Raw genomic sequence first — 12976 nt, forward strand, 5'->3', positions numbered from 1 at the left:
AACGGCCGGTTCAGAACGCGAAGGGCGCCCCCGGTGCGGTGGGGGCGCCCTTCGCGTGTGTCAGCCTGCCTGCGCTATGCGGCCCGACGCTCTGGCCGCCTTCTTCAATTCCATGTCGCGGCGGCGCCTGCGGGCCAGGACCACCCGGCGTTCCGCTGCGGTGAGTCCGCCCCAGACTCCGTAGGGCTCGGGTTGCAGCAGTGCGTGTTCTCGGCACTCGACCATGACCGGACAGCCGGCACACACGCGCTTCGCGGCCGCCTCCCGGGAGAGTCGGGCGGCGGTGGGTTCCTTGGACGGTGCGAAGAACAGGCCGGCCTCGTCGCGCCGGCACACCGCCTCGGTGTGCCAGGGTGCGTCTTGGTCCCTGTCCCGCACTGGCACCCGCTGGGCCGGAACGGCAGCGACCTGCAGGGACGAATGCGGCGGTTGCAGCACGGTCTACTCCTGACGACGGCTTCGCGAGCGAGAGACGATGCAGCAAGGCCTACCCGCTGTGCGCGTGCCTATGCACTGAGTTCCGAACCGCTGGAATTCGGGCCGCCGCAGCCGCGTGTCGGCCCGACCGGGGGTGGACCAACTCCCTCCGGAAACCGATCGATTCGCAACCGTCAACGGCCCAAGTGCTTGCGCAAATTCTTGTCGACCTTGCGCTGAACCCGATCGATGATGTCCGCGACGAGCTTGCCGCGCTTCGGTCGGCCTTCGACATTGCCCAGTACGGCCCACCCGTCGACGTACACGACGGGTGCCTCCGGGTCCTCCGCGTCGAGGTTGTCCACGTCGAAGTTGCCGAGCACACCGCCGCCGGTGCCGCGCAGCGACACGTTCTCCGGGACACGGATCTGGACGTCCCCGAAGACCGAGACGACCTTGATCATGACCTGTTGGTACTCGAAGATCGCCTCGCTGAGGTCGATCTCCACCGAGCCGAAGATCGAGTACGCGTGGATCCGGCGCCCGGCACGCCAGCGGCCCTTGCGGACGGCGGCGCTGAAGACCGCCACCACGTTGTCGTCGGGCTCCGCCGGTACCGCGCCCGGGGTGGGTCGGTCGGTGGCATAGGAAGGAGCCGCACGGCGGTGCGCGACCGGCAGGTCCCGGACGAAGACCTCCAGCTCACCCACCGTCTTGGCGGCGAGCACGCCCTCGACCCGCTCGGCGTGCTCGTCGGGAGTGAGCCGGCCCTCGGCGAGGGCCTCGCGCAGGATGTCGGCGATACGGTCCCGGTCGGCGTCCGAGGCGCGCAGCTCGACGACCTCCGGGGTGGCGGCACGCGGTGCCGTGTCCTGCTGCTGAGGCTGCTTCTGAAGGTCCACGACAGCAGGGTACCCAAACGCGATAGATCGCGACTAGGGGGTGTGGACAACCAACTCGAGCCAACTGAGGACTACCTCACAAGAACCGTGTCAGTGGCAGGTTCTACGCTGGTGAGCGCCCGCCAGTGTCGGTGGGCCAACCGTCCGTCAAGTGAGGAATGGGCTAAATGCCTGAGTTCGCGTACACCGATCTGCTCCCCATGGGAGAGGACACCACCCCCTACCGGCTGGTGACCTCCGAGGGTGTCTCCACCTTCGAGGCCGACGGGCGGACCTTCCTCAAGGTGGAGCCGGAGGCGCTGCGCAAGCTCGCCGCGGAGGCCATCCACGACATCCAGCACTATCTGCGGCCCGCGCACCTGGCGCAGCTGCGGCGCATCATCGACGACCCCGAGGCGTCGAGCAACGACAAGTTCGTGGCCCTGGACCTGCTGAAGAACGCGAACATCGCGGCCGCGGGCGTGCTGCCCATGTGCCAGGACACCGGTACGGCGATCGTCATGGGCAAGCGCGGGCAGAACGTCCTCACCGAAGGTGAGGACGAGAAGGCGCTCTCCCACGGCATCCACGACGCCTACCTGAACCTCAATCTGCGGTACTCGCAGATGGCCCCGCTGACCATGTGGGACGAGAAGAACACCGGGTCGAACCTGCCCGCCCAGATCGAGCTGTACGCGACGGACGGCGGCGCCTACAAGTTCCTGTTCATGGCGAAGGGCGGCGGCTCGGCCAACAAGTCGTTCCTCTACCAGGAGACCAAGGCGGTCCTCAACGAGGGCTCCATGATGAAGTTCCTGGAGGAGAAGATCCGTTCGCTGGGCACGGCCGCCTGCCCGCCGTACCACCTGGCGATCGTCGTCGGCGGCACGAGCGCGGAGTACGCGCTGAAGACCGCGAAGTACGCCTCCGCGCACTACCTGGACGAGATCCCGGCCGAGGGCTCGGAGCTGGGGCACGGCTTCCGGGACAAGGACCTTGAGCAGAAGGTCTTCGAGCTGACGCAGCGGATCGGCATCGGGGCGCAGTTCGGCGGGAAGTACTTCTGCCACGACGTGCGCGTGGTGCGGCTGCCGCGGCACGGGGCGTCCTGCCCGGTCGCCATCGCCGTCTCCTGCTCCGCCGACCGCCAGGCGCTGGCGAAGGTCACGGCCGAGGGCGTCTTCCTTGAGCAGCTGGAGACGGACCCCGCGCGCTTCCTGCCGGAGACCACCGACGAGCACCTCGACGAGTCCGACGTCGTCCGCGTCGACCTCAACCAGCCGATGGACGACATCCTCGCCGAACTGACCAAGTACCCGGTCAAGACCCGGCTCTCGCTCACCGGCCCGCTGGTCGTGGCCCGCGACATCGCGCACGCCAAGATCAAGGAACGCCTGGACGCGGGCGAGGAGATGCCGCAGTACCTCAAGGACCACCCGGTGTACTACGCGGGTCCGGCCAAGACCCCCGAGGGATACGCGTCCGGCTCGTTCGGGCCGACGACGGCCGGCCGCATGGACTCCTACGTCGAGCAGTTCCAGGCCGCGGGCGGCTCCAAGGTGATGCTCGCCAAGGGCAACCGCAGCAAACAGGTCACGGACGCGTGCGACGCGCACGGCGGCTTCTACCTCGGCTCCATCGGCGGCCCGGCCGCCCGGCTCGCCCAGGACTGCATCAAGAAGGTCGAGGTCGTCGAGTACGAGGAGCTCGGCATGGAGGCGGTCTGGAAGATCGAGGTCGAGGACTTCCCGGCGTTCGTCGTCGTCGACGACAAGGGCAACGACTTCTTCCAGGACCCGGCGCCCGCCCCGACGTTCACGACGATTCCGGTACGCGGCCCCGGTCTCGCGTGACGGTGTGATGCTGTGACGGACGCCCGCCCCTGATTGACGCAGGGGCGGGCGTCGTCGTTCCGGGCCGGGACCGGTCAGCCGGCGCAGAGCACGATGTCGACCGTGTCGCCCGGCTTGACGGCTTTCGGAGCGTGCGGCGACACCCCGACCACGGAGCCCGGCTTGCAGTTCTTGACCGCCTTCCTGGTGACGCCGCCGAGCTTCGTCCGGGTCTTCTCCAGGACGGCCTTGGCCATCTGCAGGTCATAGCCGCCGACCTCCATCCGGATGTGGGTGCCGTCGGCGAAGGTGTAGAGCAGGGTGGTGGCGTCGCTGCCGGCGACGTCGGTGGCCGGGCCGCTGGTGCTCGACGCCGGAGCCGAACTGCCGTTGCTCGCGACCGAGGTGGCCAGGGCCGTGCCCCCGCCGGCCGCGATGAGCGCGGCGGCGACCGCCGCGATGCCGGCGGTACGGCGGCGACGGGTGCGGCGCTCGATCCGGGGGGCGTCGAACGCGGGGGTCTCGGCGGAGTTCGCGAGTCGGTTCATGGCGTTCACCAGTTCCTCTTCGAAAGGTGTGCGGCCGGAAGGCCGTGCGTCGCCGTCCATGGGCAGTTGCTGCAAGGCGCGCAGCAACTGGTCCCTGCTGTCCACCTGTCCGTACTCGTCCCCCGGGGCGGCGGTGTCGCCGGTCCCCGGGTGGGCAGCGGTGGTCAGGCGCCTCACGGTTGCCCGTGAGGACAAGGGCGCCCCGGAACAGCGCGGTCGAGCGGGCGGCCACGAATTCCTGGAAGTCAGATGCCGGAGAATCCGGTGCCGGTAAGTCCGATGCCCTGAAGTCGGTCCCCACACGCTCCTCCCTTCCTGTCACCCCTCCTCGACGTGAACACATCCGTTTCTGCTGCACGGCCGTTCTGAGACCTGGGTCACAGGGCGGAAACCCGTTCGGGCGAAGTAGGCGAAGAACGGCCCTGGTCCGGAACATCCGCGCCGCGCCGATCGCTGTACGGGACATGAGCGACTACCGCATCGAGCACGACTCCATGGGCGAGGTCCGCGTGCCCGCCGACGCCAAGTGGCGGGCGCAGACGCAGCGGGCCGTCGAGAACTTCCCCGTCTCCGGGCAGCGCATCGAGCGCGCGCACATCGAGGCGCTGGCCCGCATCAAGGGGGCCGCGGCGAAGGTGAACGCGCGCCTTGGGGTGCTCGACAAGGACATCGCCGAGGCGATCCAGGAGGCGGCGGCGGAGGTCGCGCGCGGGGACTGGGACGACCAGTTCCCCGTCGACGTGTTCCAGACCGGCTCCGGCACCTCCTCGAACATGAACACCAACGAGGTCATCGCGACCCTGGCGACCGAGCGTCTTGGCCGGGGCGTCCATCCGAACGACCATGTGAACGCCTCCCAGTCGTCCAACGACGTCTTCCCTTCCTCCCTGCACATCGCCGCCACCGCCGCGGTCACCCGCGACCTCGTGCCGGCCCTGGAGCACCTCGCCGCCTCCCTGGAGCGCAAGGCCGAGGAGTTCGCGGACGTCGTCAAGTCGGGCCGCACGCACCTGATGGACGCGACGCCCGTGACGCTGGGCCAGGAGTTCGGCGGTTACGCGGCCCAGGTGCGGTACGGCGTCGAGCGGCTGCACGCCTCGCTGCCCCGACTGGCCGAGCTGCCGCTGGGCGGCACGGCGGTGGGCACCGGCATCAACACCCCGCCCGGCTTCTCCGCGGCCGTGATCGAGGAGGTGGCCCGTGCCACGGACCTCCCGCTCACCGAGGCCCGCAACCACTTCGAGGCGCAGGGCGCCCGGGACGGCGTCGTGGAGACCAGCGGACAGCTGCGGACGATCGCCGGTTCCCTCACCAAGATCTCCAACGACCTGCGCTGGATGGCCTCCGGGCCGCGCACCGGCCTCGCCGAGATCTCCCTGCCGGACCTCCAGCCCGGTTCCTCGATCATGCCCGGCAAGGTCAACCCGGTCGTCCCGGAGGCCGTGCTCATGGTCGCCGCGCAGGTCGTGGGGAACGACGCGACCGTGGCCGCCGCGGGCGCCGCCGGCAACTTCGAGCTCAACGTGATGCTGCCGGTGATCGCGAAGAACGTCCTGGAGTCGGTCCGGCTGCTGGCCAACGTCTCCCGGCTGCTGGCCGACCGCACGATCGACGGCATCGTGGCCCACCGCGAGCGGGCCCGCGAGTACGCCGAGTCCTCCCCGTCCGTGGTGACCCCGCTCAACAAGTACATCGGCTATGAGGAGGCCGCCAAGGTCGCCAAGAAGGCGCTGGCCGAGCGGAAGACCATCCGCCAGGTGGTGCTGGAGGGCCCGTACGTCGAACGCGGCGACCTCACCGTCGAACAGCTCGACGAGGCCCTGGATGTCCTGCGCATGACGCACCCGTAACCGATTGCGAACCAGAACCACAGTGTTCGTGAACCGTGACGCGGACCGCAGCGTCGTATGCCTGTGGCACCTAATATCTGTGCATGGCAGAGGGCGGAGCGGTGAGAGCTGAAGCGGAAGCGGGCGGTTCGGCGGGATTCTGGGCCCCCGGGAGTCAGATCCTGTGGCGCTACCGGGAGAACGCGGGACCGGGTTTTCACATCGCGCGCCCCGTCACGGTCGTACGTGATGACGCCGAGCTGCTCGCCGTGTGGCTCGCGCCCGGCACCGAGTGTGTGAAGCCGGTGCTCAGCGACGGTACGCCGGTGCACCAGGAGCCGCTGGAGTCGCGCTACACCAAGCCGCGCACCGTCCAGCTCGACACCTGGTTCGGCACGGGCGTGCTGAAGCTCGCGCGGCCGGGTGAGCCCTGGTCGGTGTGGCTGTTCTGGGAGCCGGGCTGGCGGTTCAAGAACTGGTACGTGAACCTGGAGACACCGCTGGTCCGGTGGGCCGGCGGCGTCGACTCCGAGGACCATTTCCTCGACATCTCCGTGCACCCGGACCGCAGTTGGCACTGGCGCGACGAGGACGAGTTCGCGCAGGCCCAGCGGGACGGGCTGATGGACGCCGAGGTCGCCGAGGGGGTGCGGGAGGCGGGGCGCTCGGCGGTGGACGTGATCCGCGCCTGGGGCCCGCCGTTCTGCGACGGATGGCAGCACTGGCGCCCGGATCCGTCGTGGGATGTACCGTCACTCCCGGAGGGCTGGGACCGTATGCCCGCGCACATGTCCACATGAGACCCTTGATGCGCCCCCGGTCCGCAACCGTAGGATCGTCCTCCGCAAGGGCGCGCAGTAGCAACTCCCGGAGCATGCGCTGGGCTTGACCGATCGTCACCGAGGGGCGGCAGGACGTGAGCGAGGGGTACGAGGGCAACACCGACAGGGACTGCGTGGACGCGGGCCCTGGCCCTGGGAGCCGCAGACGGTGCGCCGGTGGCGCAGGAACAGCTTCTGACCACGCGGGAATTCCGTTCCTGGGACACACATTCCGGGTATCGGGTTTTCTGCGGGACGAACTGCGCGCGCGGCGCGCAGCCCCGGACGGACGGATTCGACACGCGTGACGGAGCACCCCATCTCCTTCGAGCGCCCGCAGCCGGGCGTCGACCCCGCTGACCCCCGCGGGGCGCTCCTGCACACCCCGACACCGGCGACGGCGTCGCCCTCGGCCGCCTTACCCGCACAGGCGCGCACGGGCGAGACACCGTCGACACCGGGCACGGCGCATCCGTGTGACAAGGACATGGACAAGAGCACGGGCACGGGCAAGAGCACGGATCCGGCCACTTCCGCGGGCCCGGGCGGCTCCGAGCACTCGCAGCCCGCCGTCGCCGAGCCGGACACGCACCGGCCGCGGCCCGCCCCCGAGGGCATCCCGGTCCAGCCCGGCGCCGAGCAGGCCGGGTCGCAGAACTCCGGCGACGCCGAGCGCCGTACCGGGCAGGGACTGCCGCCCGGGCGCCCCACGCCCATGCGGCGGGACGGGGACCGGCTGCGGTTCGTGGGCGCCGCCACCCGGCGGATCGCCCGCGGCATCGACCTGGACGAGATCGTCATGGGGCTGTGCCGGGCCACCGTGCCGACGTTCTCCGACGCGATCCTGGTCTATCTGCGCGACCCGCTGCCGGTCGGCGACGAGCGGCCCACGGGTCCGCTGCTGCTGCGGCTGCGCCGTACCGACCGGATACCGGCGGAGCGGGACAGCGAGGCCGGGTTCACGCCCGCGCTCCAGCCGGAGCCCGCGGAGGTGACCGAACTGGACCTGCTCGGCGCCGAGTTGTGCGAGGTCCGTCCCGGCAGCGCGCTCGCCGAGGTGCTGCGCGGGGTCCGCCCCGTCTTCACGGACGCCCCCGCTGCCCGCGCCGCCCTGCCCGAACTGCTCGGTGACGGCTGCGAGTTCAGCGTGCCCGGCGGCCAGCGCGCGATCCTCGCCCCGCTGCGCGGCCGGCGCCGGGTGATCGGCGCCGCGCTCTTCCTGCGCCGCCCCGAGCGCATCGCCTTCGAGCCGGACGACCTGCTGGTCGCCGCCCAACTGGCCACGCACAGCGCGCTCGGCATCGACAAGGCGGTGCTGTACGGCCGCGAGGCCTACATCGCCGACGAGCTGCAGCGCACGATGCTGCCCGAGACGCTTCCGCGCCCCACCGGCGTCCGGCTGGCCTCCCGCTACCTCCCGGCCGCCGAGACGGCCCGGGTGGGCGGCGACTGGTACGACGCCATCCCGCTGCCCGGCAGCCGCGTGGCGCTCGTCGTCGGCGACGTCATGGGCCACTCCATGACCTCCGCGGCGATCATGGGCCAGCTGCGCACGACCGCGCAGACGCTGGCCGGCCTCGACCTGCCCCCGCAGGAGGTCCTGCACCACCTGGACGAACAGGCCCAGCGCCTGGGCACCGACCGCATGGCGACCTGCCTCTACGCGGTCTACGACCCGGTATCGCACCGCATCACCATCGCCAACGCCGGCCACCCGCCGCCCGTCCTGCTCCACCTGGGCGGCCGGGCCGAGGTGCTGCGGGTGCCGCCGGGCGCCCCGATCGGCGTCGGCGGCGTGGACTTCGAGGCCGTCGAGCTGGACGCGCCCGCAGGGGCCACCCTGCTCCTCTACACCGACGGCCTGGTCGAGTCCCGCCTGCGGGACGTCTGGACCGGTATAGAGCAGTTGCGCGAGAAGCTCGCCGCGACCGCGCAGCTGACCGGCCCCGACCATCCGCCGCCGCTGGAAGCCCTCTGCGACGAGGTGCTCGACATGCTCGGCCCGGGCGACCGGGACGACGACATCGCGCTGCTCGCCGCCCGCTTCGACGGGATCGCGCCGAGCGACGTGGCGTACTGGTTCCTCGAACCGGAGGACGCGGCCCCGGGCCGGGCCCGCCGGCTGGCCCGCCGAGCGCTGTCCCGCTGGGGCATGGAGGACATGAGCGACTCGGTCGAGCTGCTGGTCAGCGAGGTCGTGACCAATGCCGTGCGGTACGCCTCCCGGCCGGTCACCCTGCGGTTGCTGCGCACCGACGTGCTGCGCTGCGAGGTGGGGGACGACGTGCCGCAGCTGCCGCGGCTGCGGCAGGCGCGGGCCACCGACGAGGGCGGTCGCGGGCTGTATCTGGTGAACAAACTGGCCAGACGGTGGGGAGCGACCCGGCTCAGCACCGGCAAGGTGGTCTGGTTCGAGCTGAACCGGAACTGAGTCAAGTCTGGATCAATTCCAAAAGTTGCCGACATCATGCTGGAGGCGTTGACTGCTGGGGTACGCGAAGCGCCTGACCTACCCCTCACCCGAGGACGGGAGGACAATCGTGACGCAGGCACCCCAGCAGGTTCCGTACACGACGACCAACGCGGGCATCCCCGTGGAGAGCGACGAACACTCGCTCACCGTCGGGTCGGACGGCCCGATCCTGCTCCAGGACCACTACCTCATCGAGAAGATGGCCCAGTTCAACCGGGAGCGGGTCCCCGAGCGCGTGGTCCACGCCAAGGGCAGCGGCGCGTACGGGTTCTTCGACGTCACCAACGACGTCAGCCAGTTCACCAAGGCGGACCTCTTCCAGCCCGGCAGACGCACCGAGATGCTGGCGCGGTTCTCCACCGTGGCCGGTGAGCAGGGCTCGCCCGACACCTGGCGCGACCCCCGCGGCTTCGCGCTCAAGTTCTACACAGAGCACGGCAATTACGACTTGGTGGGCAACAACACCCCGGTCTTCTTCGTCCGGGACACGATCAAGTTCCAGGACTTCATCCGCTCGCAGAAGCGCCATCCGGTGACCGGGCTGCGCAGCAACGACATGCAGTGGGACTTCTGGACGCTCTCCCCCGAGTCGGCGCACCAGGTGACCTGGCTGATGGGCGACCGGGGCATCCCGAAGACGTACCGCCACATGAACGGCTACAGCTCCCACACCTACATGTGGATCAACGGCGCCGGTGAGCGGTTCTGGGTGAAGTACCACTTCAAGACCGACCAGGGCATCGAGTTCCTCACCCAGGCCGAGGCCGACGAGCTGGCCGGCAGCGACGCGGACAAGCACCGCCGCGATCTGTACGAGTCGATCGAGTCCGGGAACGCGCCGAGTTGGAGCCTGAAGGTCCAGATCATGCCGTTCGAGGACGCGGCGGACTACCGCTTCAACCCCTTCGACCTGACGAAGGTCTGGCCGCACGGGGACTACCCGCTGATCGACGTCGGCCGCATGACCCTGAACCGGAATCCGGACGACTACTTCGTCCACATCGAGCAGGCCGCCTTCGAGCCCTCGAACCTGGTCCCGGGCATCGGCCCCTCCCCCGACAAGATGCTGCTGGGCCGGCTGTTCTCCTACCCGGACACCCACCGGTACCGGATCGGCCCCAACTACGCCCAGCTGCCGCCGAATCGACCGCACTCGCAGGTCAACTCGTATGCCAAGGACGGCCCGATGCGGTACGAGGCGTCCAACGCGGCCCGGCCGTACGCCCCGAACTCCTACGGCGGTCCCGCCGCCGACTACGGGCGGTTCGGCGACCCGGCGAGCTGGCAGACCGCCGGTGAACTGGTGCGCGAGGCAACGAAGTTGCACCGCGAGGACGACGACTTCGGCCAGGCCGGCACCATGGTCCGCGAGGTCCTCGACGACGCGGCCCGCGACCGGCTGGTCTCGAACGTCAGCGGGCATCTCAAGGCCGACGTGTCCCGCCCGGTCCTCGACCGCGCCCTGCAGTACTGGCGCACCATCGACAAGGACCTCGGCGAGCGGATCGCCGCCGAGGTCGACGGGGACTGACGTCCCCGCCGACGTCGTACCTACTGCTCGTCGTCCCCCAGCGGGTTCTCCGGTTCCGTCGGTGTCTCCACCGGTGTGGAGGCCGGTGGTGAGGTGGTCGGTGTCTGGCTCGGGGTCTCGACCGGCGCCGAGGTGGTCGGCGTCTGGCTGGGCGGGGCCGAACTCGTCGGCGGCTTGGACGTCGTCGCCGACTCGCTCGGCGTCTGACTCGGCGTCTCGGAGACCGTCGGCGTCGTGCTCGGCTGGACGGCCGCGCCCTGCGTGGTGTCCAGGTCGAACTTGGCGCTCTTGGACGAGACACCGAAGGTGTACGTCGCCCAGATCTGCGCCGGGAAACCACCGCCGTTGACGCGTGGGAAGCCGCCCGCCTTGTACATCGGGACGTGCGCGCCGCCCTTCGCGGCCTCACCGAACAGGCCGACCGACGTGACCAGGTCGGGCGTGTAGCCGGTGAACCAGGCCGACAGGTTCTCGTCCGACGTGCCCGTCTTGCCGGCCACCTTGCGCCCGTCGCGCTTGGTGTTGTCCCGCACCGACACCTTGGCCGTACCGTCGTCGACCACGCCCGTCAGCACCGACGTGACCGTGTCGGCGGCCTCGCGGCTGACGATCTGGGCGCCGATCGGATCCGGCAGCTTCACCTGACGCTTGCTGTTCTCGACCGACTTGATGATGGTCGGGGTGACCTGTCTGCCGTGGTTGTCGAGGGTCGCGTACACACCGGCCATCTGCCATGGGCTCGCGCCCATGGTGCCGAGGGTCTGCGCGGGCACCGACTTGAGTTTGGCGGTGTCCATGCCCATCTGGTCGGCGACCTTGAGCACCTTGTCCATGCCGACGTCGACGCCCATCTGCGCGAAGACGGAGTTGACGGACTTGTTCATCGCCGTCTGGACGGTGATGGGGCCGTAGTTCTGGTCGTCCTCGTTCTCCGGGGCGAAGCCGACCTTGGTGCCGTTGTTCACGACCTGGCGCTTGCTGGTGCCGTCGTAGATCGTGTTCGCGGAGATCGCCTTGCCGGACTGGGTCTTGGCGTCCTCGTCGAGGGCGGCGGCGAGGATGACCGGCTTGAACGTCGACGCGGGCTGGTAGTCCACGCGGGTCGCGTTGGAGCGGTAGTGCTTGTAGTAGTCCGTGCCGCCGTACAGCGCGACGACCGCTCCCGTCTTCGGGTTCACCGACACCGCGCCGGCCTGGACGTCCGCGTCGACCTTGCGCTTCTTCGGGTCCAGCTTGCTGGTCAGCTGCGACTTGGCGGCGCTCTCCAGCGCCTTCTGCCGCTTCTTGTCGATGTTCAGCGTGATGGTCCAGCCGCCCGCCTTGACCATGGTGACGGCGTCGTTCACGTTGTCGGCGGTGCCCTGCGCGACGAGCTGCCTGGCCAGCTGGTCGTTGGCCGCGTCCACCAGGTAGCCGGTCTGGCCGCCCATCCCGGGCGCGGCCTTGGGCTCCTTGGGTACCGGGAACTGCATCTCCGCGCGCTTGGCCTTGTCGAGCCAGCCTTGGCCGACCATGTTGTCCAGTACGTAGTTCCAGCGCGCCTTCACCAGTTCCTTGCCGGTGTCCGAGGCGACGGCCCAGTCGTACTGGCTCGGCGCCTGGAGCAGCGCGGCGAGGTAGGCGCCCTGCTCGACCGTGAGCTCGTCGGCGTCGACGCGGTAGTAGGCCTGCGCGGCGGCCTGGATGCCGTACGCGCCACGGCCGTAGTAACTGGTGTTGATGTAGCCGGCGAGGATGTAGTCCTTGGACTTCTCGCGGTCCAGCTTGAGTGAGATGACCAGTTCCTTCAGCTTGCGCGTGACGGTCTGGTCGGCGGTGAGGTAGTAGTTCTTGACGTACTGCTGGGTGATCGTCGAACCGCCCTGGGTGCCCTTGCCGGAGAGCGTGTTGAGCAGACCGCGGGCGGTGCCCTTCAGGTCGACGCCGCCGTCCTGGTAGAAGGTCTTGTTCTCGGCGGCGACGAACGTGTACTGGACCTTCTTGGGCACCTTGGCCAGATCCACGATCTCGCGGTTGCGCTCGCCGTCACGGGTGAGCAGGCTGCCGTCGCTGTACTTGTAGACGTTGCTCTGCAGCTCGGCGTCGGCGTTGCCCGCCGGGATGTCGATCATCATGTACATCGCGATGAAGGCGCCCATGCCGAGCAGACAGAGCCCGAAGACGGTTCCGACGATCTTCTTCCACGTGAACATCCGGCGCAGGAAGCTCTTGTCGTTCTTGCCTTTGCCGGTCTTGCCCTTCTTGCCCCGGCCCTTGGCCTCGGCCTGGGCCGCCTTGCGGGCCGCGGCCCGGCCGCCGATGACGGTGGGCTCGGCCTCGGTGGTGGCCGTGGTCGCCGTGGACGCCGTGGACGCCGTGGACGCCGTCCCGGAGGGGTTCGCGCCGGCCGTCGGCGCCGTCTCTTCGGACGAGCGCGTAGGGGGCGCCGCGCGGCGTCCGCCGCGCTGTCGCGCTCGTCTCTCTTCCGCCCGTCCCATTGGTCCGTTCCGCTCCGCTTCGGTCATGTGTGCTCACACGCCACACAGGTTCGCCGCTCAAGTCAGCTCAGAAAGCTAACACCGGGAGTTGTGACACAGGCCCGCAGATCCGTCCTTTACCGGACGTGAGAATCAGCACCCGTCCCAACGGAACCGACGGCCGAGAG

9 protein-coding genes are annotated in these 12976 nt (G+C 69.6%); 5 read left to right on the forward strand and 4 right to left on the reverse strand.

All coding sequences use genetic code 11. The features are described 5' to 3' along the window. Positions 1-60: 60 nt before the first annotated feature. Both ACIQI8_RS20635 and ACIQI8_RS20640 read right to left on the reverse strand, forming a co-directional pair. Positions 61-438: a WhiB family transcriptional regulator gene (locus ACIQI8_RS20635; protein WP_123997989.1), complete on the reverse strand. Its 378-nt coding sequence runs from the start codon at positions 436-438 to the stop codon at positions 61-63. 173 nt (positions 439-611) lie between these two features. Further along, on the reverse strand, positions 612-1319 hold the full coding sequence (locus ACIQI8_RS20640; protein ID WP_402352356.1) for a DUF1707 domain-containing protein: 708 nt from the start codon (positions 1317-1319) through the stop codon (positions 612-614). Between the two features lie 167 nt (positions 1320-1486). Between ACIQI8_RS20640 and ACIQI8_RS20645 the strand changes: the two genes are divergently transcribed. After that, positions 1487-3151, forward strand: coding sequence for a fumarate hydratase (locus ACIQI8_RS20645; RefSeq protein ID WP_402352359.1), 1665 nt, complete (start codon positions 1487-1489; stop codon positions 3149-3151). A 74-nt stretch (positions 3152-3225) separates the two neighbouring features. Here the strand turns inward: ACIQI8_RS20645 and ACIQI8_RS20650 are convergent, their stop codons facing one another. Continuing rightward, complete coding sequence (locus ACIQI8_RS20650; RefSeq protein ID WP_402352362.1) at positions 3226-3855, reverse strand: PASTA domain-containing protein; 630 nt, start codon at positions 3853-3855, stop codon at positions 3226-3228. 287 nt (positions 3856-4142) lie between these two features. On the opposite strand from ACIQI8_RS20650, the gene ACIQI8_RS20655 reads away from it, so the two are divergent. From ACIQI8_RS20655 to ACIQI8_RS20670, 4 genes are all read left to right on the forward strand, one after another. Continuing rightward, positions 4143-5528 carry a class II fumarate hydratase gene (locus tag ACIQI8_RS20655; protein ID WP_402352365.1) on the forward strand — a complete coding sequence of 462 codons (1386 nt, stop codon included), beginning with the start codon at positions 4143-4145 and terminating at the stop codon, positions 5526-5528. A gap of 83 nt (positions 5529-5611) precedes the next feature. Then, on the forward strand, positions 5612-6307 hold the full coding sequence (locus ACIQI8_RS20660; protein WP_402352368.1) for a DUF402 domain-containing protein: 696 nt from the start codon (positions 5612-5614) through the stop codon (positions 6305-6307). 325 nt (positions 6308-6632) lie between these two features. Then, positions 6633-8759 (forward strand): SpoIIE family protein phosphatase, encoded by a 2127-nt coding sequence (locus ACIQI8_RS20665; RefSeq protein WP_402352371.1) that lies wholly within the window; start codon positions 6633-6635, stop codon positions 8757-8759. A 109-nt stretch (positions 8760-8868) separates the two neighbouring features. Next, entirely contained in the window at positions 8869-10332 is a 1464-nt protein-coding gene (locus ACIQI8_RS20670; RefSeq protein WP_402352374.1) for a catalase, read from the forward strand. A 20-nt stretch (positions 10333-10352) separates the two neighbouring features. On the opposite strand, the gene ACIQI8_RS20675 is transcribed toward ACIQI8_RS20670, so the two are convergent. After that, positions 10353-12809 carry a transglycosylase domain-containing protein gene (locus ACIQI8_RS20675; protein ID WP_402352377.1) on the reverse strand — a complete coding sequence of 819 codons (2457 nt, stop codon included), beginning with the start codon at positions 12807-12809 and terminating at the stop codon, positions 10353-10355. Positions 12810-12976 lie beyond the last annotated feature (167 nt).

It is taken from the genome of Streptomyces sp. NPDC092369, from assembly GCF_044755245.1.
Taxonomy (GTDB): Bacteria; Actinomycetota; Actinomycetes; order Streptomycetales; family Streptomycetaceae; genus Streptomyces.